We start from the raw sequence: 23,957 nt of genomic DNA, 5'->3' as shown, positions 1-23,957 counted from the left end.
TTCCCTTGGCTGACAACGTCACCTCGTTGTTCCGCTCCACGTCGGCGCACAGCCCTTCGATGGCGGCGCTGACGCGGGAGAGCGGCGGGGACGGCGCCGGTCCGGTGGACTTCTGCATTCCGTGCAACCCGTACTTCCCCACCCCCGCCATGTTCGACGACATGGCGGGCAAGTTGCGGGACATCATCACGTACTACCCGAGCAGCGCCGACACCATCACGGCCGAACTGTGCGGCCTGCTCCAGCTTCCGCCGCAGTGCGTGGCGATGGGCAACGGCTCCACGGAGCTGATCACCTGGATCGACCACCTGATGGTCCGGGAGTCCCTCGCCGTCCCCGTCCCCACCTTCGGCCGCTGGACCGACCAGCCCATGGAGACCGGCAAGCGGGTCGACATGTTCCCGCTCCAGGAGTCCAGCGGCTTCGCCCTCGACCTCGCGCAGTACGCGGAGTTCATCCGCGCACGCGGCACGCGCGTCGCGGTCATCTGCAACCCCAACAACCCCGACGGCGGCTTCCTCCACAAGCACGCGATCGTGCAGTTCATGGACGCGATGGCCGACCTGGACCTGGTCGTCATCGACGAGTCGTTCCTGGAGTTCGCCGACGCGGAGGTGGAACCGTCCGTGGTGCAGGAGGCGATGCTGCGGCCCAACGTCATCGTGCTGCGCAGCCTCGGCAAGAACTTCGGCCTGCACGGCATCCGCTTCGGCTACCTGGTGGCGAACCCGGCGCTCGCGGGCAAGATCCGCTCCATGCTCCCGAAGTGGAACCTCAACTCCTTCGCCGAGCACGTCGTCTTCATGCTGAAGGAACACGGCGCGGAGTACGCCCAGAGCCTCCACCAGGTCCGCCGCGACCGCCTCGACATGGCGGGCCAGCTGGCGTCCCTGCCCGGCCTGACCGTCTACCCCTCCCAGGGCAACTTCCTCTTCGTCCGCCTCCCCGTGGGCGCGGAGGGCACGGTGGTCCGGGACCGCATGCTCACCGAGCACCGGATCCTGGTCCGCGAGTGCGGCAACAAGATCGGTTCCTCCAGTCGCTTCCTGCGTCTCGTGGTGCGCCCCCAGGTGGACGTGCGTCGCCTGGTGTCCGGCCTGGAACAGGTGCTCTACGGGACCAGGAGGGGAGCCGCCGTGCCCGAGCTGGGCACCGGGACCAGCTACAGCTCGGGTACGGCGGCGGTCGACCGGTTGATCGGGGCGACGAACGGGGCGGGGATGCGGATGCCGCAGCCTGTTCCGCAGGCGATTCCTCAGGGGATTCCTCAGGCGATTCCGCAGGGTGTGCCGCAACCCGTCGCCCCACAGCCCGGCTTCCCGCAGCCGGGCATGCCGCAGCCCGCCGTCGCGCAGACCTACCCGCAAGCGGTGCCACAGGGGGTCCCCCAGCCCGCCCCCCAACCTGTGGCCCCGCGGCCCGCCGCCGCCCAGCAGCCGGTACCGGCCCCCACTCCGGTACCGGCCCCGGCGGCGGCGATGACCGGCCCCACCCCGCCCGGCGTCCCCGCCCGCGGCGGCCTGACCGCCGCCCAGGTCCGGGGCACGACGGCCCCTGACCTGACGGCGGCACCGCCGACCGGGTGGCCGGGCGCGGTGGGCTGGCCCAACGCGGCGGGGATGGGGCAGGCGGGCTGACCGGCCCGGTCCGCCTCGGTGACGTTTCTTGATCGTCACGCGCTCCTGTAAGGGGGCCGGGCATCCCGCCCGCCCCTTTGAGGAAGGAGTGCAAGTGCGGCTTTCGCACACTGTGTTGACCGTCGGGATCGTCGTCGCCACCACCCTGCCGCTCGCCGGGACCGCCTCGGCGCGCGAGACGACGGTGACCGGCCGGATCACCGCCACCGACTACTCCACGGCATCCCCCACGCTGGTCACCCTCGACCCCGCGAGCGGAAGCGTCACCGGGACCTTCGCCCAGGGCGCCGAGGACGGCGTCCTGGCGCCCAAGGGTGCCGAGGTGGCGTACATCCACCGCGACGACACCTGCCTTCCGCAGCCCGAGGGGTGCATGTACGCACGGGACCTGGTGGTCGCCGAAGCCGACGGCACCGGCCAGCGCGTCCTGGTCGAAGGCGTCCAGCCCGAGACGGGCGAAGCCCCGGAGGTCGCGCGCCCCGACTGGTCCCCGGACGGCAAGCGGATCGTGTACGACAGCCCGCGCGGCCTGGAGTGGATCAAGGCCGACGGGACCGGCCATGAAGTCCTCACGTCCACCGGCCTGTACGGCACCTTCTCGCCCGACGGCAAGAGCATCGCGTTCCTCAGGAGCACCCGGTACGAGACGGGCGACGGCTGGGAGTACGGAACAGACGTCTGGGTCATGGACACGGCCACCCGCCAGGTGCGTCAGCTCACCACCGGCCACGACGTGTCGTCGACGCCGGTCGACTGGTCCCCCGACGGACAGCGCATCGTCCACGCCACCGACTACGGCCTGCGCGTCCTCGACGTCACGACCGGCACCGGCACCGACCTGCAGTCCGGCTGGCCGAGCCCGCTCAGCGGCGTCCAGGCCCCGGTCTTCTCCCCCGACGGCACCCGGATAGCCTTCTCGGCCACCGACGAGTTCACCTACACACACGGCACCTACGTGGTCGACGCCGCCGACGGCGGGAACCTCCAGGTCCTCACGGACCGGCCCGTGCGTCTCACCGACTGGCTGGACAGGTAGCGGAGGGCCGGTGGGTCAGAGGGCTGACCCACCGGGCCCACGGTCGTCACGCCGGGGTCAGACGCCACTGCTGACAGGCGTTGTCGAGCCAGGTCCACTGCCGTACGTCGGCGGTGTCGCCCGTGGAGCAGTTGGTGACGTCGGCGACCTTGCCGGTGGCCTGGTTGACGACGCGGACGTGGCCGCTGTCGGTGGCGACGAAGCGGAAGCGCTGGCAGGTGTTGTCCAGCCAGGTCCACTGCCGGAGCGTCGTGCCGTCCGCCGGATCGCAGTCGGCGGTGTCGAGCACCTTGCCGCTGGCCACGTTCACCAGCCGGTGGGTGTCGTCGCCGAGGTCCTCCAGCCGCCAGCGCTGGTTGGCGCCGCCGTTGCAGGTGTACTGCTGCACGTTGGCCCCGTCGGCACCGGAACTCCCCGCCAGGTCCAGGCACTTGCCGCTGTTGCGGTTGGTGAGCGTGTACGTGGTGGAGGTGGCCGACGGTTCGCCGGACGGGCCGGGCAGGGAGGCGCCCAGGCGTACCGGGGTACCGAAGTCGGGTGTCCCGTCGGCGTGCCAGGTGAACTTCTGCGCACGGGTGGTGCGCCCGTTGTCGCAGCCCTCGCCCGCGTTGTCGTTGGCGTGGTAGACGATCCAGCTCTCCGTGCCGTCCGGGGAGGTGAAGAAGCCGTTGTGGCCTGGGCCGTAGACGCCGTTCGCGTCGTTGCGTTGGAAGACGGGTGTTGACTTCTTCGTCCAGGAGGACGCGGCGGTGGGGGTTCCGCCGGTTAGTTCCAACTGGCCCAGTTTGTAGTCCGGGGTCCAGCAGCCGCTTGCCGAGTAGATGAGGAAGGTGCGGCCGTTGCGTTGGAGGATCTCCGGGCCCTCGTTGACCGTGCCGCCCGAGCGTTCCCAGGTGTGGGTGGGGGTGGAGATCGTCGTGAAGGCCGAGCTGGCCGTGTACGGGTTCGACATGCGTGCCGCGACTATGTTCTGCGTGTTGTTGTGGGTACTGCCGAACACATAGAGCTGGCCGTTGATCGTCGCCACCGTCGGGTCCAGCATCCATGACGAGTTGAGCTGGCCCCGGTAGGTGTACGGGCCCATCGGGTCCGAGCCCGTGCTCTCCAGGACGTGGCTGCGCTGGGTGGGGTTGTAGTCGGAGACGTTCTGGCCCGCCACGTAGTACAGGTACCAGCGGCCGTTCAGGTAGTGCAGCTCCGGGGCCCAGATGTTGCAGCAGCGGGAGGCCGCGTCGCCCTGCCATACCTGCACGCTGGGGGCCGTGGCCAGGCCGCCCAGGGTGGGGGCCTTGCGGATCGTGATCACGTCCGTCCAGCTCGTCGTGATCAGGTAGTAGTTGCCGTCGTGGTGCGTGATCCACGGGTCCGCGCCCTTCACGGACTTCAGCGGGTTGGCGAACGAGGCCGCGCTCGCGGACGGCTGGCCGACGCTCAGCGCCAGCAGCAGCGCCGCCAGCAGGGTCAGTAGGCGACGGGCCATCCGGTGCTCCAGTTGAGGAGGTTGATGCCGAGCTTCGGGGTGCCGTTGTCGGCGCCGTCGTAGTAGTGGTAGACGATCAGGTCGCCGTCCACGTCCGGCATGATCGACTGGCCGCCCGGTCCGATGACGTTGCCGTGGGACTCGAGGACCGGCGTGCCGCCGTTGTTCATCATCGAGACGCCGTTGCGGTCGTAGTACGGACCCGTGATGCTCGTCGCCCGGCCCACCTTGACCTTGTACGTACTGCTCGTGCCCGCGCAGCAGGTGTCGTACGACGCGAAGAGGTAGTAGTAGCTGCCTCGTTTGACGATGAACGGGGCTTCCACCGCCTTCGTGCCTGTGGGGCGGGATGCCAGGGAGTAGCGGGTCCTGTTGGAGCTGAGTTGTTTGCCCGTGGACGGGTCGATCTGGATCATCTTGATGCCTGTCCACCAGCTTCCGAACGACAGCCACCACTTTCCGTCGCTGTCCACGAAGAGGTTCGGGTCTATCGCGTTGTAGTCGCTGGAGGATGTCGAGGTGTAGACCGTGCCGTAGTCCGTCCAGGTGCCTGGCTGGCCGGTTGTGGATCCCGCCAGGCCTATCGCCGACGTGTTCGAGCCGAACGACGAGACCGAGTAGTACATCAGGTACTTGCCGCCGTGGTACGAGATGTCCGGCGCCCACGCCTCCGGGACGGAGGAGTAGCGCGACCACCAGCTCGGGCGGGTGCTGAAGGCATCCCGGCCCGCCGTGAAGGCGATGCGGTCCGACGACGTCTTGTTGCTGATGCCGCCGCCTGTCGCGTAGAGCAGGTACTGGCCACTCGACGTGCGGATCATCGACGGGTCGTGCGTGACCACCGATCCGGTGACCCGGCCCGGGTTCGGGTACGCCGACGCGCTGGACGGGACCAGTGCGAGGACTACGGCTGCGGGGAGGGCGAAGAGCGCGGTGCGGGTTGCTTTTCGCCGGGTGTGGGGGGTGCGGCTCACTCGAACGCTCCTATTTGTTCGGTGTTTCGAACGTCGGTCGCTCTGTCGGACGGAACGTAGAATCGAACCCCGTTCGCGTCAATCCTTCGCGCACCACACGTCGATCTCGGCGCGGACCGTTTTCCCCGGCGGCGGGTCCCTGCGCACCACTTCCCAACGGTCCGTCAGCGCGTCCACCAGCAGCAGCCCCCGTCCCGCCTCGGACAGGGCGTGCGCGGGGCGTGGAGTCCACGGTTCCGCCCGCGCGTCGCTCACCTCGATGCGGAGCGTTCGCGCCGACAGGGTCAGACGGAGTTCGAAGTCCCGGCCCGGTACGTGGCCGTGGGTTACGGCGTTCACGGCCAGTTCCGATACGACCAGTGCGGCCGACTCCGACAGGTCCGTGCCGTGCGGGATTCCCCAGGCGTGCAGTTGGTGCAGGGCCAGGTGGCGAGCCAGGCGCGCGCCCCGGGGAGTGGCGCTGAGGTACTGAGTGAACATGCGGCCAATGTGGCGCCGGGGGCGGGGAGTTCTCCAGGTGGTGGCCGTGTACGGTGCGGCAGCGTACGCGGTTACGGACTGGACAGTACCGGTTACTGCACGTGACCATGCGGGTGGGAGGTGGGGTAAGTGGTCGATGAGCCTCAGTCGTCCGACAGCATGCGGACCTTCGGAGCGGTCGTCCAGGCCTTGCGGGAGCATGCGGGGCTGGGTCGCGAGGAGTTCGCCGACCGTGTGCGGTACTCCAAGCACACGGTGGCCTCTGTGGAGTTGGGTCGGCGGATGCCGGATGCGGTTTTTGTGGAGCGGGCGGAGGAGGCCCTCGGCAACACCGGCGCGTTACGGAGGGCGGCTGAGCATCTCGGGCGGCAACCGGGACTGGCGGCCTGGTTCCGGCAGTGGGCGCGGTTGGAGCAGACGGCCATCGCCCTGTGCACGTACGAATGCCGCATGGTCCCCGGCTTGTTGCAGACCGAGGCATACGCGCGGGCGATGGCCGTCGATCATGTGCCGCCGTTGGACGATGCACAGATCGAGGAGCGCTGGATTGCTCGTGCCGAGCGGCAGAAACTGCTGTGGGAGCGGCCGAACACCGCGTTCAGCTTCATCATCGAGGAGTGCCTGTTCCTGCGGCGAACGGGCGGCTCAGAGGTGACGCGCGACCTCATCGAACACGTACGGGAACTGGCCGAGCTGCGCAACGTCGAGATCCAGATCATGCCGCTGGTACAGACATCGCACACTGGGCTGCAAGGACCCTTCCAGGTTTTGGAGACTCCGGACATCCGGTGGTTCGCCTACATCGAAGGGCAGGAGAGCGGCCAGTTGATCAGCGACCGAAAAGTGGTCAGCGTGCTTCAGAGGCGGTATGCCAGGATGCGTTCACAGGCTCTCTCGATGGAGGACTCCGTGAGCCTGTTGCAGCGCATGCGAGGAGACCTATGAACACGTCCGATCTGACCTGGCGCAAGTCCAGCTACAGCAGCAGCGCTTCCGGCGACTGCGTCGAAGTCGCCCTCACCCCCACCACCATCCACCTCCGCGACTCCAAGAACCCCCACGGCCCTGAACTGCGCCTCTCCCCCACCACCTGGGCGGAGTTCATAGCCCTCGCCGCCGACCGCTAGGCCGCCGGTTCCCGCAACCCCTTCTCCGTCAACTGGGCCGCCTCCTCGACGAGCTTGGCGAGGGTGTCGTCCACGGCGTCCCGTTGGCTGCCGGACGGCGCGAAGGCCGTGACCTTCAGGAGCAGGTTGCCGTCGCAGAGGAGCAGTTCGCGGCCGACCTTGCCGTCCTCCTCGACGTTCTGCCAGTAGGTGAAGTCGTCGATGGCGTGGGGCTCGCGGTTGCCGACCCGGTCCAGGTCCTCCTTGATCCGTTTGGCCCGGCACGCGGGACCGACGCGTTCGTAGAGGTCGGCGCTCGTGGTGAGGTCCCACAGGTCGCCGCCCTCGGCCGGGGTGCCGAGGGTTCGGTAGCAGGTGGTCGAGCGGTACGCCTCCGGGGTGTCCAGGGCGGCGTCCTCCCTGGGCTCGGACTGCGTGGAGTCCGTACCGGCCCGGAACACCATGCCCCCGGCCAGTGGCTTGCCCTCGATGAGGGAACAGGGGGCTTCGGTGAAGGCGTGCATGCGCTTCGACGGCTTCACACTGCCACCGCCCTTGTCCCCCTCACCGTCGCCGTCCGAGCAGCCCGCCACGCCCAGGGTTGCCAGCAGGGCCAGCAGTCCTACGGCGGTTCCCCCCGTGTGCCTCATCTTCTGTCCCTTTCCGTCACGTCTCCCCGGGCATTCTCGCCGGAGTCACCGGGAACCGCTCGCGGTTCAGGCGCTGTCCGAAGTCCTCCGCCCCGATGACCCGCAGTCTGTCGTCACACGTGAGGCCGATCTCCAGGTCGGGAATGTCCCGGAGCGGGGTGAGATCCAGCGGGCGTCCGTCGACATGCCACAGTGTCAGGTCCAGCCTCGTAAGGCCGGGGAACGTCAGGCGGATGCTCTGGACGTCTGCGTAGTCATTGAGGACCAGCAACTTCAGTGCCCGGACATGAGGTAGGGGTTCCGGCGAGGAGAGGGCGGCCAGCCGTTCCACATGCAAGGTCAGACGTCCGATGCGGCCAGCCGCGGAACACGCCATCAGGATCTCGGGCACGTCGCGCGTGCGCATGAGGCTGAGCAGGGCCAGAGAGGCCAGATCGACGCGTGCCCGTACGAAGTCCAGGCCCTTGAGCGCATAGCCGGAGTGGATCTCGATGTGCCGTAGACCTTTCTTCGGCAGCGCGGCGTCCAACTGCTTGTCGGAGTAGGCCCCGAAGACCGCGACTGACCGGACAGCACCGAAGCGGGACACGTGCGCCAGCCTGGCGGGGCTGCTGACCACGACGTGCGGGGCGTCCATCCCGTACAGCACCTCCCGCGCGTACTCGTCGACGGGCTGGGTGTCCCAGCCGGAGACCACACAGTCGCGCACGCCCTCCGCCGGGTGCGCCGCGAACGGCCTGAGCGCCCGCCGTGCCCGTGCGCTGCGCACCTGGATGAGTGCCCGCACGACGTGATACGCCCGGACTTCGTCCAGGCTTACCGCCTCCGGCAGCAGGTCCACGAACCAGTCGCCCAGCTTGCCCAGTTCCATCGACTCCCTGCCGTCCCTCGGCGGCATGAGTCGCCTTATTCCGTCCCGTACCCGCTGCGACAGCCCCGCGTCCAGTGTCAGCAGGCTGCTGGCGCACCGGGCGGCCAGCATGTGGAGGTACCAACGCCGGTCCCGGTAGGCGGCCTTGTCGCCGAGGTTGATGAGGCGCTCGATGAGGTCGTGGGCGTCCTTCCGTGTCGCGTGGCCGACGCCCAGGACGAAGACGTCGCTCCACTCCTCGTTGGTGACGTGTTTCAGGAGTTCGAGGATGTAGCCGCTCTCGTGGAACTCCTTCGCCGCCAGGTAGTCCTGGAAGGTGCGGTGGATGAACTGGATGGCGTCGTCCGCGCGCTCCTGGAGCAGGCCGCTGCGGTCGACCAGGAAGCCCAGGACGCGTTCGGCGGTCGCCTGGGCCTGGATCTGCGGCATGTCCCGCAGGGCGAGGTTGAGTTGCTGGACCGCCTGGTCCCGGGTCATCTGCTGCTGCCCGGTGCGGACCAGCCAGATGGCGAGCCGCTGGAGCAGGGCGTGCTGTTCGTCGGAGTCCAGGGTCACGTCGGCGGGCCGCACGCCCCGCCCCGCGTCCCGGCCGCCCAGCAGCATGGCGAGCGCGGCACGGTACAGGGACCAGCGGGTCGTCGGCAGCAGGCCCCCTCGCCTGCGGTGCAGGGCGCAGATGACGGCGCACAGCAGGGGGGTGCGGGCGAGGGTGCGCAGGGCCGGGGACTGGTCCAGTTGGTGGCACAGGGATTCTTCGAGTTCCGACAGGAGCCTGCGCTCCTCCACCGCCCGCCCGGCCGGGTACACGTGCTCGCACTCCAGTCGTGCCGCCTCGTGCCACGCGGCGACGAAGGTGTTGATGTCGTCGTCGCTCAGCGGGAGGAGGGTCAGTTCCGTGAAGCCGTCCTGCGCGAGCCAGTCCTTGGCCACGGCGTTGGGGCGGACGGTGGCCAGGCAGCGGGTGCGGGGGTAGCGGTCCAGCAGGGCGGTGAGCCAGCGGCGGGCCTCCTCCCGTTCCCGCTCCGGGACCTCGTCCAGGCCGTCCACGAGGAGCAGTCCGCGTCCTGCCTCCAGGACGCGGCGGGTCCAGCCCTCGGGGGCGTCGTCGGTGAGGACGCGGCCCGCCGACAGCAGTTCCGTCACCGTCGGGAAGCGCCCGCCGCGGGCGTGCACCGCGCGCAGGGGGACGACGAAGGGGACCATGCCGTTGAGTTCGCGCAGTTGGCTGCCCAGGGTGCCGTTCGCGGCGTGGGCCGCCAGCCACCAGACGAGGGTCGTCTTCCCGGCCCCCGCCTCCCCGCGCAGCAGGGCGCGGGGGCGGTCCCCCAGCAGGGCGTCGACGCGCTGCGGAGAGGTGCTGGACGACGGGCCGGGGAACCGCTGGGGCGTGTACGGCTCCTCCCGTGCCGCGGCCTCCAGGCTCAGGTACGCCGTGTCCAGGTCCCAGCGGGACTCGCTGCGGCCCAGTTCGTCGATGCCGAAGATCTCCGTACGGCGGTACTGGGCCTTCAGGTCGGCCGCGTACCGGTCCTCGAACCGCTCGTCCCCGGGGTGCGCGTCGGTGATCGCCTCGAAGTGCTTCTCCGGCCAGGTGAAGGTGGACTGGGCCCTCCTCATCGCCGTCTTGACCGGCACCGCCTCGATCCGCCGGTGACCGCGTCCCTTCGGCACCTCGGTCACGATCCCGACGAGCACCGCCCCGGCGAACACCGGCGCGCCGGACAGGCCGCGCAACGGGGAGGACCGCCACCTCCAGTCCGCGACCGGCGGGCGGTCGAGTTCGCAGACCAGGGTGGCGCGGACGCGGCCCGCCATGGGCAGCACGGTCGCCCGGTACTGGTCGTACTCCAGGTCCTCGCCCTGCGGGCCGTAGCGCTGCACATGGGGGAATCCGACGATCTGGCAGTGCGGCAGCGGGTCCAGGGTGGCGAGCCTGCCGTAGCGGGTCGCGCCCCACGGGGCCGCGCGCTCGGCGCTGACGATCGTCGCGTCCGAGACCAGGAGGGCGGCGTCGAGTTCCGGGTCCGACCAGGCCACCGAGCAGTTCGTCGGTGTGCTGGACGAGGGGTGGACGACCTGGGCCGTGTCCCCGTCCCCGACCACGTGCCGCGCGGTCAGCACCACGTACCCGTCCAGGAGCACCCCGCTCCCCTGCCCTCCCTCGCCCTGGACCACCACGGCCCGGTCGAGCGCCCTGCCTCCCGTCACCGCTCACCGCCGCCTCTGCCGAAGCGGGCCACGCTCCCCCGGCTCTCGTTCCGCACCTTCCACGGCTCGCCGGTACGGGCGTCCAGCGCCCGCAGCGTGACGGCGACCCGGTGCGTGCGGGTGGTACCCCCGCCGCCGTCCACCCCGGCCGCCACCACCCAGGCCTTCACCTTCACGCCGCCCTTGGCCTCCTTGCGCAGTTCGACGCTGAACTCCAGCTCGATGTCACCGACTTCGAAGGTGACGTCCTGGCCGGAGGAGCAGGCGGCGGCGGTGATGAGTTCGTCGCGTACGGCCTGCACGGCGTCGGCGAGTTCTATGCGGTTGTCGTGGTCGTCGGTCACCTGCCCCACGCTAGACGGCCGTGGCAGGCGGCAGGAGACGTACGTCACAACCCACCGCTGTCACATTCGCCGCCGCCCCCGTGTCAGAGCTGTGTAGCCACCAACGAAAAGAGGAGTCCACCATGGAGGCCCGTCTGAACCTGTTCGGCAACGCTGTCGCCGGCAAGGTCCTGAGGCACGTCAACTCCGCGGGCAAGGTCGTCGCCGACTCGGCCCTGCCGGTCTCGACGCAGGAGCTGGTGAAGATCCGCGCCAGCCAGATCAACGGCTGCGGGTTCTGCCTCGACATGCACACCAAGGACGCCGCGCACGCCGGAGAGACATCGCTGCGGCTGAACCTGATCGCCGCCTGGCGGGAGGCCACCGTCTTCACCGACGCCGAGCGTGCCGCCCTGGAGCTGGCCGAGGAGGGCACCCGGCTCGCGGACGGGGCCGGTGGGGTGAGCGAGGAGGTGTGGGCGAACGCGGCCAAGCACTACGACGAGGAGCAGCTCGCCGCGCTGGTCTCCGTCATCGCCATCATCAACGCCTACAACCGCTTCAACGTCATCGTCCAGCAGCCCGCGGGGAGCTACGAGGTCGGGATGTTCGGATAGCCGTACGGGGGGAGGCCCGGACCGGGCCTCCCCAGCACGCCGGGGCGTCCGTCACACACCGACGGTTTCCGGCCGTTCCGCCAGCGCGGGGTCTGACTGCGCCGCCCGCTGCCCGAGGTGGGCCCGGACCGAGTGGGCGACGGCCGCCGCCCACAGGCCGTACAGGGCGACGTAGACAGCCGCCGCCGACCAACCCGGCAGCGTCAGCCAGTCGCTGTTCAGCAGCGTGCGGGCGTTGGTGACGACGATGACGCCACCGACCGCCGAGCCGAGCACCCGTGGGGGGAGGAGGCGGACCAGCCAGGCGGCGACCGGGGCGGCGATCAGGCCACCCAGGAGGAAGGCGGCGACCCAGACGTAGTCGATGCCCTGGGAGCCGAGGGAGAAGAGGAAGCCCAGGCTGGCCGCCACCGCCACCAGGAACTCGCTGGTGTCGATGGAGCCGATCACCTTACGTGGTTCCATCCGGCCGCTGGCCAGCAGCGCCGGGGTGCCGACCGGGCCCCAGCCGCCCCCGCCGGTCGCGTCCAGGAAACCGGCGACCAGGCCCAGGGGGGACAGGAAGCGCCCCCGCAGCGGTGTGTCCGTGCGGGGCTTCGGCAGGTCCCGGAACGTGAAGCGGGACAGGACGTAGACGCCGAGGGAGAGGAGGATCACCGACATCAGCGGGGCCGCCAGCTCCGTGGAGAGGCGGGAGAGCGCCGTCGCGCCCAGGAAGGCGCCCACCGCTCCCGGCACGCCGATCCTCGCCACCACCCGCCAGTCGACGTTCCCGAAGCGCCAGTGCGCGGCGCCCGACATGAGCGTGGTGCCGATCTCCGCCAGGTGGACCGTCGCCGACGCGGCGGCCGGGTTGGTGCCGAGGGCGAGGAGGAGGGTCGTGGAGGTCACGCCGTAGGCCATGCCCAGGCTGCCGTCGACCAGTTGTGCGCCCAGGCCCGCGAGGGCGAGCAGGATCAGCGTGCGCATGCGGTGTTCGTCCGTCCCGTCGTCGTCGGCCGTGTTCGGGCACTCAGCATCCCGGCATTTCCTATCTGATAAGTAGGGAAGCCGGGTGTGAGACGTGACGGTAGTGGCTCAAGCTGAGGACTGGCTTAGGAAGCTGTGAAGGTACGGGGTCCGGACGGAATCAGACCGGGTTCTCCCAGGACGCCGGTTCCGCCGCCAGCCGCAGTACCTCCTCCGGCAGGGCGTCCGTCGCGATGTCGGCGATCGTGACGCCCTCCAGGATCTTGCGGACGTTGGCGCGCAGCGCGATCCAGAGGGGCAGCAGGGGCTGTGCCGTGCCCGTGTACGTCAGGCTGTTCGGGCGTTCGCCGCGCACCGACACGATCGGGCCGTCCACCGTGCGGATCACGTCCGCGACCGTGATCGCCGCGGGGTCGCGGGCCAGGCGGTAGCCGCCGCTGCCGCCGCGCCTGCTCTCGACGATCCCGCCGCGGCGCAGATCGCCGAGGATGCCCTCCAGGAACTTGTGCGGGATGTCCTGTACCGCGGCGATGGCCTCCGCCTTCACCGGGTCGCCGCCCTGTCCCTGCCGGGCGGCAAGCTCCAGTACCGCCCGCACCGCGTAGTCCGCCCGTGCCGAGATCCTCATGCCGCCATTGTCCGGTGCGCCGTGACGCGACGGCGCACCGGACGGGCGCGGTATCAGCTCATTCGGATCACATTCCAGGACAGCGGCTCCAGTACGGCGGTCAGGGTGCCGTTCTCGAGCGCCGTGCCCTCCACCGCGTGCGGCGCCACCCGCTCCGGGTCGTCCAGGGTGTTACGGGCGTTCGGGTCGGCGTCGGACAGCGCGCTGTGCTCGACGACCCGGGTGAGGTCGAGGCCGTTCAGGGCGACGCGCAGGGGCAGGGGCTCCGTACGGCCGCGGTTCACCGCGAAGACGGTGACCGAGCCGTCCTCGGCGCGTACGGCGGTGGCGTGCAGCAGGTCCGCCTCGCCGTACTTCCTCGTCTCGTACGTCGGTGAGTCGACGCGGACGTCCAGGACCTCGCCGCGGCCGTACCTGGACGCCTGCGCGAACGGGAAGAACGTGGTCTGCCGCCACGCCGGGCCGCCCGGCTCCGTCATGATCGGCGCGATGACGTTCACCAGTTGCGCGAGGCAGGCGACGGTGACGCGGTCGGCGTGCCGGAGCAGGGCGATGAGGAGCGAGCCGAAGACGACGGCGTCGGTGACGCTGTAGTTGTCCTCCAGCAGGCGGGGGGCCTCCGGCCAGTCGAGGTCACCGACCTTGGCGTCGGTGCCCGCCATGTACCAGACGTTCCACTCGTCGAAGGACAGGTTGATCTTCTTCTTCGACTTCAGGCGCGCGCCCACGTGGTCGCAGGTGGCGACGACGTTCTCGATGAAGGACTCCATGTCCACGGCCGACGCCAGGAAGGAGTCCACGTCGCCGTCGAGCGGCTCGTAGTAGGCGTGCAGGGAGATGTGGTCGACCAGGTCGTACGTCTCCCGCAGGACCGTCGCCTCCCACTCGGCGAACGTCTCCATCGACTGGGCCGAGCTGCCGCAGGCGACCAGTTCCACGGACGGGTCGATCTGGCGCATGGCGCGGGCGGTCTCGGCGGCGATGCGGCCGTATTCCTCCGCCGTCTTGTGGCCGGTCTGCCAGGGGCCGTCCATCTCGTTGCCCAGGCACCAGAGCCTGATGCCGAAGGGATCCTTGTCGCCGTGGGCGATACGGAGGTCCGACAGGGCCGTGCCGGAGGGGTGGTTGGCGTACTCCTGGAGTTCCAGGGCCTCCGCGACGCCCCGCGTGCCGAGGTTGACCGCCATCATGGGCTCGGCCTGCGGGCCGACCTTCTTCAGGAACGCGATGTACTCGGAGAGGCCGAAGCGGTTCGTCTCCGTGGAGCGCCAGGCGAGGTCGAGGCGGCGGGGGCGTTCCTCGGCGGGGCCGACCGAGTCCTCCCACTTGTAGCCGGAGACGAAGTTGCCGCCGGGGTAGCGGATGGCCGTGACGCCGAGTTCGCGGACGAGGCCGAGGACGTCCTGGCGCAGGCCGGAGTCGTCGGCGGTGGGGTGGCCGGGCTCGAAGATGCCGGTGTAGACGCAGCGGCCGAGGTGTTCCACGAAGCTGCCGAACAGGCGGGGGTTGACTTCGCCGATGGTGAAGGCGGGGTCGAGGGTGAAGCGGGCGGTGTCGTGCATGGTCGCCTTTCGGGTGGGTGGGTTCTGTTCGTTGGCGTCTGCGGGTCTTCGGTGGCTGGTGGCGCGGTTCCCCGTGCCGCTGGAGGGCGATGGGCCAGCCGTTCTTCTGCCAGTGGAGCCTGTGCAGGCCCAGCTTCGGCGTGCCCTCGTCCTGTGCGTCGTAGTAGTGGTACGCCAGCCAGTCGGTGCCCCTGTCCCTGAACACGGACTGGCCGCCCGTGCCGACGAATCGGCCGTGGTCTTCCAGGAGCAGGTCACCGCCGCCCTCCAGCATGGGCTTGCCCGTGCTGTCGACGTAAGGGCCCTTGAGGGGGCGATGGCGTTCCGGTGGTCGGTGGTCTTGCTCTGCGCTGGGTCACTGGCCCGCCAGTCCCGTGTGGGCGACGCCCGCCACGATCTGTCGCTGGAAGAAGACGAAGACGACGATCAGCGGGAGGCCCGCCATCAGGCCGCCCGCCATGAGCTGGGCCCACTGGATGCCGTAGGAGTTCATGACGGTCGCGATGCCGTTGGGCATGGTCATCAGGTCGGGGTTGTTGGTCACCATGTACGGCCACAGGAAGTTGTTCCAGGAGGCGATGAAGGTGAAGATGCCGACCGCCGCGAGGGAGGGGCGGGCCAGGGGGACGACGATGGTGAAGAAGACCCGCCAGCGGCCCGCGCCGTCGATGAAGGCGGCCTCCTCCAGTTCGCGCGGGATGCCCTGGAAGAACTTGTAGAGGATGTAGACCATCGCGGCGGGCGCGCACTGGGGAAGGATCATGCCCCAGTAGGTGTCGACCATCCCCATCTGCTGGACGGTGGTGAAGAGGGGGACGCCCAGGACGGCCGGGGAGACCATCAGGCCCGCCATGACGAGGCCGAGCAGGACGTTCTTGCCGCGGAACTCGGTGCGGGCGAAGCCGTATCCGGCGAGGGCGGAGGTGACCAGGACGATCGTGGTCACGCAGACGGAGACGACGAGGGAGTTCACGAACCAGTTGGTGATGTTGCCGGTCTCGAAGATCGCCGTCCAGGCCTGGCCGGTCCACTCGTTCGGGAGCCAGTGCGGGGGTACCTCGACGGCTTCCGTCTCCGACTTCAGGGAGGTGAACAGGGCCCAGGCGAGGGGGGAGAGGAAGACGGCGGAGACCGTCGCGCCCAGCAGGGTGAGGATGATCTGGCTGGGGGTCCAGGCCTTGCGCGGCTTGACCCGTATCGGTGGTGCGGGGGTGCTCATCGGGCGCCCTCCTCACGGTTGCGCAGCAGCCACATCCGGGCGAGGGCGACGGCCGCGATGATCACGAAGAAGATGATGGAGATGGCGGAGGCGTAGCCCACGCGGTAGCTGGTGAAGCCCTCTTCAAGGGTGTACTGCACGAAGGTCCGGGTCGATTCCTCAGGTCCGGGGCCGAAGTCCTGCATCACCACGGCCTGGTCGAAGACCTGGAGCGAGGCGAGGATCTGGAGGGCGACGACGAGGCCGGTGATGTGGCGCAGCATCGGCAGGGTGATGTGGACGATCCGGTGCCAGGCGCCCGCGCCGTCCAGCTTGGCGGCCTCGTAGAGGTGGGCGGGGATGCCCTGGAGGGCGGCGAGGTAGAGCAGGAAGCTGAAGCCGACCGTCCACCACAGGGTGGTGATGACGACGGCGAGCATGGCGTAGGACTTGTCGGTCAGCCAGGGGGTCTCCAGGCCGAAGACGTGGTTGACCATGCCCGTGCCGGGGTTGAACAGCCACTGCCACAGGTTGGCGGCGACGGTGGAGGGCAGCAGGAACGGGGCGAAGAAGCAGAGCCGCCACAGCCATCTGCCGCGCTCGATGTGGTGGGCCAGCATCGCGAGGAGGAAGGCGAGGACGGTGATGCAGGGCACGACCAGGAGCGTGAAGTACGCGCTGTGGCCGAGCGAGTCCCACATGGTCGGGTTCTTGAGGGCCTCGCGGTAGTTGTCGAGGCCGACGAAGCTCGCGCCCTCGCCGGAGATGTTGGCGTCGGTGAAGCTGAGGTAGAGGCCGCGCAGCAGCGGCCAGAGCACGAAGAGGGCGAAGAGGGCGAGGAACGGGGCGATGAACCAGCCGCCGTGCTGGAAGCCCTGCCTGCGGCGGGCGGTGGCGCTGCGCGCGGCGGTCCTGGCGCGGGCCGGGGTGACGAGGGTCTGTGCGCTGGTCGTCGTCATGCGACGGCACCTCCCTGCGCGGCGGTCTTGCCGTCCATGGGGTTGGGCATGGCGAGCAGTTGGGTGAGGGCGCCCCGCATCCGGCGGGCGGCGGCCTCCGGCTGGGCGGAGCCGGTGGTCGAGGAGACGACGACGGGGCCGACGCGCTGGGCGAGGGTGCCGGTGGATCCGGCGAACCACACCTTGGGCTCGGTGGCCTGGTGGTCCATCGCCGTCACGTACTCGTTCTGCGGGGTCAGCTTCTGGTACTCGGGTGAGGACAGCGTGGGGGTGTAGGCGGGGATGTGGCCGCCGCCCGCCCAGGCCTGGGCGTTCCGCACGATGTAGGCGGCGAGTTGGTGGGCGGCCTCGTTGGCGGCGCCGCCGCGGCCGGACTGGTGCGGCAGGACGAAGGCGTGCGACTCGGCGTGGGTGGCCTGCTGGCCGAAGACGGCGGGCAGCGGGGTGGCGCCGTAGTCGAGTTCGGCTCCGGTGAAGACCGGCACCGACCAGTTGCCCTCCCAGGCGAAGGGGCCGCCGTTGACGAACTGTTCGGCGCCCGCGCCGCCGCCGAAGTTCGGGTTGGCGTAGCCGTCGGTGATGTGGCGGCGCAGGAACTCCAGGACCTGGGTGGCCTTGCCGGTGTCGAAGGTGACCTCGGTGTGGGCGTCGTTGAACCAGGTGCCGCCGAGCTGGGTGTAGAAGGCGACGAAGAACCACCACTGGAAGTTCTGGTCGCTGTGCCAGAAGCCGAGGGTCTGGAGGCCGTCCCTGGTGGCCTTCTTGGCCTCCTTGAGGACGTCGAACCACTCGTCGGGCGAGGTGACGGGCACCATCTTGCCGTCGGCGCCGAGCAGGCCCGCCTGCTGGAGCACGTCCTTGCGGTAGAAGCAGAGCTGTACGTGGATGTCGAGGGGGAGGGCGTAGAGCTTGCCGTCGACGACGGCGCGCTTCCACAGTTCCGGGTTGAAGTCGGCTTCCCTGACGCCGTACCTGGCGAGCAGGTCGACGTCCCAGGGGTCCAGGAGGCGGCCGGGTGAGAAGCCGGTGACCCGGCCCAGGTGCATGACACCGAGGTCGGGCGCGCGGTTGCCCGCCGCCGCCATGGCGAGCTTGGTGTAGAAGGGGTTGCCCCACTGGAGGGTGGAGTCCTTCACGTCGATGCCGGGGTTCGCCTGGCGGAAGGCGTCCAGCATCGCGATCATGTTGTAGCCGTCGCCGCCGCTGAAGAGGTTCCAGTAGCGCACCCGGGCGTCCGCCCCGGAGGCGAGTGCGTCGGCCCCGGTGCCGAGCGCCGCGAAGCCGAAGCTTCCGGCGACGGTCAGACCACCCGCTGCCGCGAGCAGTTGCCTGCGATTCAGGCCAGGTCGTCCCATTGCCTGCCCTTACTGTCATCGATGCGTTCGACATTTCGGATGACGCTCGTAACTTCGAACGGGAAGGTAGGTCGGCGAAGCTTTCGCGTCAATGGATCGGACAGAAACGATCAGGCAGAAGTTTGCGAAGCGCGGTCACAGTCGGTCGGACTACGGTCAGTGGACTGACTGACGCGGACCGTTTCCGCCGCGTACTCTCGAACCGGTCGCCGCGTGGCGTCAGAAGGGGGGCCGATGCACTACGCGGGCGCGCTGACGACGGCACCGGGTCCCGCCGAGTTCATCAGCGGGTTCTACACCTCGTTCTGGTGGATACCGGCCGGAGTCCTGGCCGCCGCCCTGGCGCTCAAACTGCCGACGATCATCCGGCTCTGGGGCGATCCGCTGCTGCGCGCGGTCGGCGGACTGCTGCTGCTCGGCTGCGCGGTGTTCGTGTTCGTGGCGCCCTCGACCATCGCCTGGGTCAACCGGGTCACCGGCGTGCCCAACATCTCGGCACCCTGGGTGTACTCGCTCCTCACCGCGTACTGCGGGGCCTGCCTCTGGCTGATCACCGCCTGGCGCAACGGCCTGTCCGACCAGTCGGCCACCACCCGGCGCACCCGGCGCTGGGTCGTCTCCGGCTACTCCGGCGTGATCGTCGCGCTGTGGGTGCTGTTCGTCCTCGCCGAGGTGCCCGAGGAACGCCTGCGCGACCTGGACACGTACTACGCCACCACGCCCTTCATGCGCGAGGAGATCCTGCTCTACCTGCTCGCGCACACCACCGCCGTCCTGATCACCTCGAAGCTGCTGTGGAACTGGATCCGCGCCGACGGACTCGACGCCTGGCTGCGCTGGGGGCTGAAGTTCCTCGGCCTCGGCTACGCGATGAACCTCGTCTTCGACGCCGCCAAACTGACCGCCGTCGTCGCCCGCTGGACCGGCCACGACCTGGACTGGCTGAACGCGAACGTGGCGCCGCCGGTGGCCTGTCTGTCCGCCGTGCTGATCGCCGTCGGCTTCATCCTGCCGCACGCCGGACAGTATCTGCACGGCCGCTGGCGGCTCCGGCTCGCCCACCACGAACTGCGGCCCCTGTACCTGCTGATGCGCGCCGCGACCGGCGACCGCGTCCCCTTCGTGCTGCGCGCCAGCCCGGAGCTGCGGCTGACCCGCCGGGAGACCTTCATCCGCGACGCGCTGCTGCCGCTGGCCCAGCACCTCGACGAGGACCTGCACCAACGCTCCTACGACGCGGCGCGGGCCCTGGGCCACCCGGCGGAGCGGGCCAGGGCCCTGGCCTCGGTGGTGGCGATCCTGGACACGATCGACGCCGGGCCGCGGCCTTCGGGTGACGGCGACGACCCGGACACCACCGACCTGCTGCGGGAGATCGGGGCCGTGTCCCGGGCGCTGCGGCAGCCCGACGACATCCGGGCGGTGCGCGTCCGCGCCGCCCTCCCGGAGGGCAGTGTGCGGGTCACCGAGTAGCCGAGAAGGTGGCTCAGGTCTCATGTGTCTTGGCATAGTGCTCAGGTGACCAGGCGACATCCAGTCGAGCAGGGGGAGAACGGTGCGTACGAGGAAGGAGATGCGGCGCCTCGCTGACGTGCTCATCGACCCGATACAGGTACCGGTACCGGCCGATCCCGAGGTTCTCTTCGAGGCGCTCGTCGCATCCGTCAGCGCCTGGCGGGGCCGTCAGGTGCACGTCCACCGGCGGGCGTTCCCCCCGCACACCGCGAGCGGACTGTGGCTGGAGCGGGACACGCACGACGACGTCGTCATCGACGAGCGGGCCGCCGTGTGGCACCAGATCGTGATCTTCTGTCACGAGGTCTGGCACATGAACAGACGACAGGCCGACGCCGCGCCCGCCCCTCGGGTACGTCCTCAACTCGTCGCGGCGCGCACCGACTTCAGCCTGTCGGAGGAACAAGAGGCGGACCGTTTCGGCATGCTGATGGGCCGTCGGCTGCGGTCCTGGCTGGACGCCTCCTCCGACCGTACGGCCGACGGCGCCGAGGACCTCGCCGGGCGCATCGGAGCCGCCCTCAACTACCGTGGGACACGCAGATGAGCGGCAGCGTCATCAACTACGCCAGCTGTACGGTGCTCTGGCTCGCCCTGCTGCTCAAGGCCCCCGACCTGGCACGCCACCGCGGCGACCCGTACCTGCGGACGATCTGCGCGGTGCTGGGCCTGGCCGGGCTGTGCTTCCTCCTCGGGGCGCCGCCGACCGTCGGCGCCATCAACGACCTCAGCGGGGAGCCCAACCTGGCCGCGCCCCTGACGTACGCGGCGATCACCGCCTACTGCGCGGCCTCCCAGGTGCTGGTCGTCTACTGGCGCGGCGGCCCCCGGGTGCACCGCACCGCCCGCCGCTGGATCCTCGCCTACGCCTGTGTCGTCGTCGGCATCGCGGCCACCTTCGCGCTGGGCGAGGCCCCCGTGGAGCGCCGTACCGACCTGGACACCTACTACGCGACGACGCCGTTCATCGCCGAGATGATCGTGCTGTACCTGGCCGCGCACCTCACCGCGGTGACCGTCACCACCCTCTCGGCGCTGCGCTGGGCCCGGCACGTGGACGGCTGGCTGCGAACCGGCCTGACCGTGCTGGGCATCGGCACCCTGTGCGCCTCCGGGTACAGCGTGAGCAAGCTGGTCGCCGTGGTCGCCCGCTGGTGCGGCTACGACTGGTCGGCGCTCGGCACCACCGTCGCCCCGGCCGCCGCCGGTCTGGGCGCCCTGGTCACCGTCACCGGCGTCCTGCTGCCGCTCGCGGCGCCCCGGCTGGCCCAGTGGCGGCAGGCCCGGCGGACGTACGCGCGGCTCGCGCCCCTGGAACGCGCCCTGGACGACGTCCTCACCCGCCACTCCCTGCGCCTGCCCCGGCCCCGTCCCGCCTCCCCCGCCACCCGGCTGATGTGGCGGCAGACCAGCATCCACAACGCGCTCGGCCACCTCGGCGCCCACCTCGACCGCTCCGTCTACGACCGGACCCACCAGGCCGTCCTGGACACCCTCGGCGACGCCGCGCGGGCGCGGGACGCCGCCTGGGCCGCGGTGATCGTCGCGGCGGCGGACAGCGACGCCCACGGGCACCCGAACGCCCCCGCGGTGAGCTTCCTCGACCCGCTCCCGGACCCGGCCGCCCTCACCCGCATCGCCGACGCCCTGACCGACCCCGTCCTCCTGGCGTCCGCCCGCGTCCCGAGCGGCACGACCACGACGGGCAGCGCATGAACAGCACCATGAGCTACGTCGTCTACCTGGCCGCCACCGCCCTCTTCCTCTCCGGTGTGCTGCTGTTCCGCCGCCCACGCAACCCCCTCACCCTCTCCACGTGCGTGGCGATCATCCTCGGCGCGACCGTCTTCGTCTGCTCCGCCCCGCTGACGCTGGCCGCCGTCAACGACCTCACCGGCATCCCCAACTTCGGCGCGCCGCTGACGTACGGCATGCTCACCGCGTACAGCTGCTCCCTGCTGATCCTGCTGATCAACTGGCGGGGCGGCCCGCGCGAGCGCGTCCGGCGCATGGTGCTGCGCAGCATGGCCGCCTACGGGCTGCTGGTGGTCGCGATCGTCGTGCTGTTCGCGCTCGCGGACGCGTCCACGGAGCGCCTGCGTGACCTGGACACGTACTACGCCAACACGCCGTACATGCGCGAGATGATCCTGCTCTACCTCCTCGGGCACACCGCGGCGACGGTGGCGATGTGCACCGTGTGCGTGAAGTGGGCCAGCGAGGTCACCGGACTCCTGCGGACCGGTCTGTGGCTGATCGTCCTCGGCGGGGCGCTGGATGTGACCGGGTTCCAGCTGACCAAGTACACGGCCGTGGTGGCCCGTTGGTGCGGTCATGACCTGGACGCCCTCTCCACCTCCGTGGCCCCGCCGATGGCCTCGCTCGCCGCGCTGCTGTGCTCGGCCGGCTTCGTCCTGCCGCGCCTGCTGCCCTCCCTCTCCGCCCACTGGCGTGGCCTGGGCGACTACCGGCGGCTGACCCCGCTGTGGTCCCTCGTCCGCTACGTCTCCACCGCCCCCAAGCCGCCCACGTCCTGGTGGGACCTCCCCCAGGCGCGGCTGCAGTGGCGGGAGGTGTCCATCCACGACGCGCTGCTCGCCCTCGCCCCGTACTTCGACGACCAGGTCCGGGAACGGGCCCACCAGGCCGCCCTGCGCGCGGGGCTGGTGGGCGGGGCGGCCCGTGTCGCCGCCGAGGCGGCCATGCTCACCGACGCCGCGCGCCGAGCCGCCGCGCGGGAGGCGCCGTTCGACGAGCCCAGCACGTACCGCCTCCACGCCACGCAGGTCTCCGGGACGGGCGAACTGGTGGAGCTGGCACGGGCCCTGCACCGCTCACCCACCGCCGTACCCGCAGGTACGGTCAACGCCCCTGAATCCGAGGAGCCTCATGTCGCGTAGAGCTGTCGTCATCGGTGCGGGCCTCGCCGGTCTGCTGGCCGCGTCGGCCCTGTCGACCGCCGTGGACGAAGTGATCGTGCTGGACCGCGACGACCTGCCGGAGGGGCCGGAGCACCGCAAGGGCCTGCCCCAGGGGCGCCACGCCCACCTCCTGATGGCGGGCGGCCTGGCCGCCATGGAGAGCCTGCTGCCCGGCGTCCACGTGCGCGAGCGGCTCCTGGCGGCCGGTGCGCACGAGATCTCCTTTAGCTCGGGCATGGTCGCCCTCACGCCGGAGGGGTGGCTGCACCGGTGGCGGCGCGAGGGGCCGAGCATGATCACGTGCAGCCGGGCGTTGCTGGACTGGGTGATGCGTGACGCGGTGCGGACGTCCACGGGCGTCACCCTCCGCAAGGCGAACGTGACCGGGCTGCTGGGCGGCGCGCACCGGGTGCACGGGGTGCGCCTCGACGACTCGGCCGACCTGACCGCCGACCTCGTGGTCGACGCGAGCGGTCGTGGCTCCCGGATCATGACGTGGCTGCCCACGCTGGGTCTGACCGGCATCCGGGAGCGGACGGTGGACTCCGGGCTGGTCAACGCCACGCGCATCTACCGCATGCCGTCCGGCGCGGAGCGCTTTCCGCTGACGATCGTGCACGCGAATCCGTACGTGTCCCGGCCGGGGCGCAGCGGCATGATGCTCCCCATCGAGGGTGACCGCTGGATGGTGAGCCTCGCGGGCACCCGGGGCGGTGAGCCGCCCGCCGACCCCGAGGGGTTCCTGCGCTACACCCTGGAGCTGCCGGACCCGATAGTCGGCCGTCTGATCTCCGGTGCGGAGCCCCTCACCGACGTCCACCTCAGCCGGTCCAGCAGCAACGTCCGCCGCTATCTGGAGCGGGCGCCGTACTGGCCCGAGGGGCTGCTGGTCCTCGGGGACGCGCTGACGACGTTCAACCCGGCCTACGGGCAGGGCATGTCGGTGGCCGCGATGGGGGCGCGGGTGCTCGCCGCGGAGCTGCGGCGTGGGGGGCTGGGGCGGCCTGGTCTTGCCCGGCGGGTGCAGCGGGGGGCCGCGCGGTCGGTGGACGCGGCGTGGTCGATGGCGGTCAGCCAGGACGTGCTGTACCCGGGTGTCCGCGGGGGGCGGCCCACGGCGGCGGATCGTCTCGTCACGACGTACACCCGGCGGATCATGAAGGCGGCCACCGGGTCCTACGACGCCGCGGCCGCCGTGTGGGATGTCACGAGCCTGCACAGCGCGCCCACCCGTCTCTTCCATCCGAGTGCGGTGCTGGCCGCGTTGGCCGGGCCCCTGGTTCCCGCCGCCCCCGAAGCGCCCTTGACTCCGGGGGAGCGGAAGATACTGGCGACGCTGGACCGGACGTGATCCGGCGCGGGGGCTGGGCGGGGGGCGTTGCGCGGCCCGGCGCCGCGGGGTGCCGCCGCGCCCACCCGTGCCGCCCCAGCGGCACGAAGGCCCGCTGCTACGGCGGCACGGCAGCGA

Annotated in this window: 22 protein-coding genes and 1 pseudogene; 10 read left to right on the top strand and 13 right to left on the bottom strand. The window is 70.4% G+C overall.

The features are described from left to right. Positions 1-5: 5 nt before the first annotated feature. Positions 6-1,637, top strand: a complete 1,632-nt coding sequence (locus ACFVQG_RS14885) for an aminotransferase class I/II-fold pyridoxal phosphate-dependent enzyme (RefSeq protein WP_383381604.1) — start codon at positions 6-8, stop codon at positions 1,635-1,637. Between the two features lie 94 nt (positions 1,638-1,731). Further along, positions 1,732-2,673 (top strand): hypothetical protein, encoded by a 942-nt coding sequence (locus ACFVQG_RS14880; protein ID WP_383381602.1) that lies wholly within the window; start codon positions 1,732-1,734, stop codon positions 2,671-2,673. 46 nt (positions 2,674-2,719) lie between these two features. Here ACFVQG_RS14880 and ACFVQG_RS14875 read toward each other — a convergent pair whose 3' ends face one another. The 3 genes from ACFVQG_RS14875 to ACFVQG_RS14865 all read right to left on the bottom strand — a co-directional run bounded on the left by ACFVQG_RS14875 (position 2,720) and on the right by ACFVQG_RS14865 (position 5,607). Then, positions 2,720-4,153, bottom strand: coding sequence for a family 43 glycosylhydrolase (locus tag ACFVQG_RS14875; protein WP_383381599.1), 1,434 nt, complete (start codon positions 4,151-4,153; stop codon positions 2,720-2,722). Next, positions 4,135-5,127 (bottom strand): arabinan endo-1,5-alpha-L-arabinosidase, encoded by a 993-nt coding sequence (locus tag ACFVQG_RS14870; RefSeq protein WP_383381596.1) that lies wholly within the window; start codon positions 5,125-5,127, stop codon positions 4,135-4,137. The genes ACFVQG_RS14875 and ACFVQG_RS14870 overlap by 19 nt, the downstream gene beginning before the upstream one ends. Before the next feature lie 78 nt (positions 5,128-5,205). Continuing rightward, the gene (locus ACFVQG_RS14865; protein ID WP_383381592.1) at positions 5,206-5,607 is read right to left on the bottom strand and encodes an ATP-binding protein; all 402 of its coding nucleotides are present in this window, start codon (positions 5,605-5,607) and stop codon (positions 5,206-5,208) included. 159 nt (positions 5,608-5,766) lie between these two features. Between ACFVQG_RS14865 and ACFVQG_RS14860 the strand changes: the two genes are divergently transcribed. Together ACFVQG_RS14860 and ACFVQG_RS14855 are read left to right on the top strand one after the other, a co-directional pair. Next, the gene (locus ACFVQG_RS14860) at positions 5,767-6,552 is read left to right on the top strand and encodes a Scr1 family TA system antitoxin-like transcriptional regulator (protein ID WP_383381750.1); all 786 of its coding nucleotides are present in this window, start codon (positions 5,767-5,769) and stop codon (positions 6,550-6,552) included. Further along, positions 6,549-6,734, top strand: a complete 186-nt coding sequence (locus ACFVQG_RS14855; protein ID WP_383381589.1) for a DUF397 domain-containing protein — start codon at positions 6,549-6,551, stop codon at positions 6,732-6,734. Before ACFVQG_RS14860 ends, ACFVQG_RS14855 begins: the two co-directional genes overlap by 4 nt. On the opposite strand, the gene ACFVQG_RS14850 is transcribed toward ACFVQG_RS14855, so the two are convergent. Genes ACFVQG_RS14850 through ACFVQG_RS14840 form a run of 3 tightly spaced genes read right to left on the bottom strand, consistent with a single transcriptional unit; the run spans position 6,731 to position 10,786 of the window. After that, entirely contained in the window at positions 6,731-7,363 is a 633-nt protein-coding gene (locus ACFVQG_RS14850; RefSeq protein WP_383381586.1) for a hypothetical protein, read from the bottom strand. The genes ACFVQG_RS14855 and ACFVQG_RS14850 overlap by 4 nt on opposite strands. A gap of 16 nt (positions 7,364-7,379) precedes the next feature. Beyond that, complete coding sequence (locus tag ACFVQG_RS14845) at positions 7,380-10,442, bottom strand: NACHT domain-containing protein (RefSeq protein WP_383381583.1); 3,063 nt, start codon at positions 10,440-10,442, stop codon at positions 7,380-7,382. Next, entirely contained in the window at positions 10,439-10,786 is a 348-nt protein-coding gene (locus ACFVQG_RS14840) for a trypco2 family protein (RefSeq protein ID WP_383381580.1), read from the bottom strand. The genes ACFVQG_RS14845 and ACFVQG_RS14840 overlap by 4 nt, the downstream gene beginning before the upstream one ends. 122 nt (positions 10,787-10,908) lie before the next feature. Between ACFVQG_RS14840 and ACFVQG_RS14835 the strand changes: the two genes are divergently transcribed. After that, positions 10,909-11,382 carry a carboxymuconolactone decarboxylase family protein gene (locus tag ACFVQG_RS14835; protein ID WP_383381577.1) on the top strand — a complete coding sequence of 158 codons (474 nt, stop codon included), beginning with the start codon at positions 10,909-10,911 and terminating at the stop codon, positions 11,380-11,382. Between the two features lie 51 nt (positions 11,383-11,433). On the opposite strand, the gene ACFVQG_RS14830 is transcribed toward ACFVQG_RS14835, so the two are convergent. The 7 genes and pseudogenes from ACFVQG_RS14830 to ACFVQG_RS14800 form a co-directional block, all read right to left on the bottom strand. Then, positions 11,434-12,351, bottom strand: a complete 918-nt coding sequence (locus ACFVQG_RS14830) for a sulfite exporter TauE/SafE family protein (protein WP_383381574.1) — start codon at positions 12,349-12,351, stop codon at positions 11,434-11,436. Between the two features lie 160 nt (positions 12,352-12,511). Beyond that, on the bottom strand, positions 12,512-12,979 hold the full coding sequence (locus ACFVQG_RS14825; RefSeq protein ID WP_383381572.1) for an RrF2 family transcriptional regulator: 468 nt from the start codon (positions 12,977-12,979) through the stop codon (positions 12,512-12,514). A 53-nt stretch (positions 12,980-13,032) separates the two neighbouring features. Next, positions 13,033-14,541, bottom strand: a complete 1,509-nt coding sequence (locus ACFVQG_RS14820; RefSeq protein WP_383381569.1) for an alpha-N-arabinofuranosidase — start codon at positions 14,539-14,541, stop codon at positions 13,033-13,035. A 91-nt stretch (positions 14,542-14,632) separates the two neighbouring features. Continuing rightward, a pseudogene (locus ACFVQG_RS14815) lies at positions 14,633-14,848 on the bottom strand (family 43 glycosylhydrolase); the annotation flags it as partial. Positions 14,849-14,896: 48 nt separating this feature from the next. Next, entirely contained in the window at positions 14,897-15,760 is an 864-nt protein-coding gene (locus ACFVQG_RS14810) for a carbohydrate ABC transporter permease (RefSeq protein ID WP_383381566.1), read from the bottom strand. Continuing rightward, positions 15,757-16,698, bottom strand: coding sequence for a carbohydrate ABC transporter permease (locus tag ACFVQG_RS14805; RefSeq protein ID WP_383381564.1), 942 nt, complete (start codon positions 16,696-16,698; stop codon positions 15,757-15,759). Before ACFVQG_RS14805 ends, ACFVQG_RS14810 begins: the two co-directional genes overlap by 4 nt. Further along, the gene (locus ACFVQG_RS14800; RefSeq protein WP_383381561.1) at positions 16,695-18,053 is read right to left on the bottom strand and encodes an extracellular solute-binding protein; all 1,359 of its coding nucleotides are present in this window, start codon (positions 18,051-18,053) and stop codon (positions 16,695-16,697) included. Before ACFVQG_RS14800 ends, ACFVQG_RS14805 begins: the two co-directional genes overlap by 4 nt. 234 nt (positions 18,054-18,287) lie before the next feature. Between ACFVQG_RS14800 and ACFVQG_RS14795 the strand changes: the two genes are divergently transcribed. The 5 genes from ACFVQG_RS14795 to ACFVQG_RS14775 all read left to right on the top strand — a co-directional run bounded on the left by ACFVQG_RS14795 (position 18,288) and on the right by ACFVQG_RS14775 (position 23,840). Next, positions 18,288-19,526, top strand: coding sequence for an MAB_1171c family putative transporter (locus ACFVQG_RS14795; RefSeq protein ID WP_383381558.1), 1,239 nt, complete (start codon positions 18,288-18,290; stop codon positions 19,524-19,526). Between the two features lie 82 nt (positions 19,527-19,608). Continuing rightward, positions 19,609-20,115, top strand: coding sequence for a toxin (locus ACFVQG_RS14790; protein WP_383381555.1), 507 nt, complete (start codon positions 19,609-19,611; stop codon positions 20,113-20,115). Next, positions 20,112-21,284, top strand: a complete 1,173-nt coding sequence (locus tag ACFVQG_RS14785) for an MAB_1171c family putative transporter (RefSeq protein WP_383381552.1) — start codon at positions 20,112-20,114, stop codon at positions 21,282-21,284. The genes ACFVQG_RS14790 and ACFVQG_RS14785 overlap by 4 nt, the downstream gene beginning before the upstream one ends. Before the next feature lie 8 nt (positions 21,285-21,292). Then, on the top strand, positions 21,293-22,468 hold the full coding sequence (locus ACFVQG_RS14780; RefSeq protein WP_383381747.1) for an MAB_1171c family putative transporter: 1,176 nt from the start codon (positions 21,293-21,295) through the stop codon (positions 22,466-22,468). Then, a complete protein-coding gene (locus ACFVQG_RS14775; RefSeq protein WP_383381549.1) occupies positions 22,458-23,840 on the top strand; it encodes an NAD(P)/FAD-dependent oxidoreductase in 1,383 nt (460 codons plus the stop codon). Before ACFVQG_RS14780 ends, ACFVQG_RS14775 begins: the two co-directional genes overlap by 11 nt. The last annotated feature ends 117 nt before the right edge of the window (positions 23,841-23,957 follow it).

Origin of the sequence: Streptomyces sp. NPDC057877, from assembly GCF_042796855.1 — a bacterium.
Lineage (GTDB): Bacteria > Actinomycetota > Actinomycetes > Streptomycetales > Streptomycetaceae > Streptomyces.
This window is presented reverse-complemented; position numbering and strand designations above follow the sequence as displayed.

Excerpts from the sequence above, each read along its gene's own strand:
- ACFVQG_RS14830 (WP_383381574.1), bottom strand. The coding sequence starts at position 12,351 with ATGCGCACGCTGATCCTGCTCGCCCTCGCGGGCCTGGGCGCACAACTG.
- ACFVQG_RS14775 (WP_383381549.1), top strand. The coding sequence starts at position 22,458 with ATGTCGCGTAGAGCTGTCGTCATCGGTGCGGGCCTCGCCGGTCTGCTG.
- ACFVQG_RS14860 (WP_383381750.1), top strand. The coding sequence starts at position 5,767 with ATGCGGACCTTCGGAGCGGTCGTCCAGGCCTTGCGGGAGCATGCGGGG.
- ACFVQG_RS14850 (WP_383381586.1), bottom strand. The coding sequence starts at position 7,363 with ATGAGGCACACGGGGGGAACCGCCGTAGGACTGCTGGCCCTGCTGGCA.
- ACFVQG_RS14805 (WP_383381564.1), bottom strand. The coding sequence starts at position 16,698 with ATGACGACGACCAGCGCACAGACCCTCGTCACCCCGGCCCGCGCCAGG.
- ACFVQG_RS14865 (WP_383381592.1), bottom strand. The coding sequence starts at position 5,607 with ATGTTCACTCAGTACCTCAGCGCCACTCCCCGGGGCGCGCGCCTGGCT.
- ACFVQG_RS14825 (WP_383381572.1), bottom strand. The coding sequence starts at position 12,979 with ATGAGGATCTCGGCACGGGCGGACTACGCGGTGCGGGCGGTACTGGAG.
- ACFVQG_RS14800 (WP_383381561.1), bottom strand. The coding sequence starts at position 18,053 with ATGGGACGACCTGGCCTGAATCGCAGGCAACTGCTCGCGGCAGCGGGT.
- ACFVQG_RS14780 (WP_383381747.1), top strand. The coding sequence starts at position 21,293 with ATGAGCTACGTCGTCTACCTGGCCGCCACCGCCCTCTTCCTCTCCGGT.
- ACFVQG_RS14785 (WP_383381552.1), top strand. The coding sequence starts at position 20,112 with ATGAGCGGCAGCGTCATCAACTACGCCAGCTGTACGGTGCTCTGGCTC.
- ACFVQG_RS14810 (WP_383381566.1), bottom strand. The coding sequence starts at position 15,760 with ATGAGCACCCCCGCACCACCGATACGGGTCAAGCCGCGCAAGGCCTGG.
- ACFVQG_RS14855 (WP_383381589.1), top strand. The coding sequence starts at position 6,549 with ATGAACACGTCCGATCTGACCTGGCGCAAGTCCAGCTACAGCAGCAGC.
- ACFVQG_RS14875 (WP_383381599.1), bottom strand. The coding sequence starts at position 4,153 with ATGGCCCGTCGCCTACTGACCCTGCTGGCGGCGCTGCTGCTGGCGCTG.
- ACFVQG_RS14820 (WP_383381569.1), bottom strand. The coding sequence starts at position 14,541 with ATGCACGACACCGCCCGCTTCACCCTCGACCCCGCCTTCACCATCGGC.
- ACFVQG_RS14835 (WP_383381577.1), top strand. The coding sequence starts at position 10,909 with ATGGAGGCCCGTCTGAACCTGTTCGGCAACGCTGTCGCCGGCAAGGTC.
- ACFVQG_RS14795 (WP_383381558.1), top strand. The coding sequence starts at position 18,288 with ATGCACTACGCGGGCGCGCTGACGACGGCACCGGGTCCCGCCGAGTTC.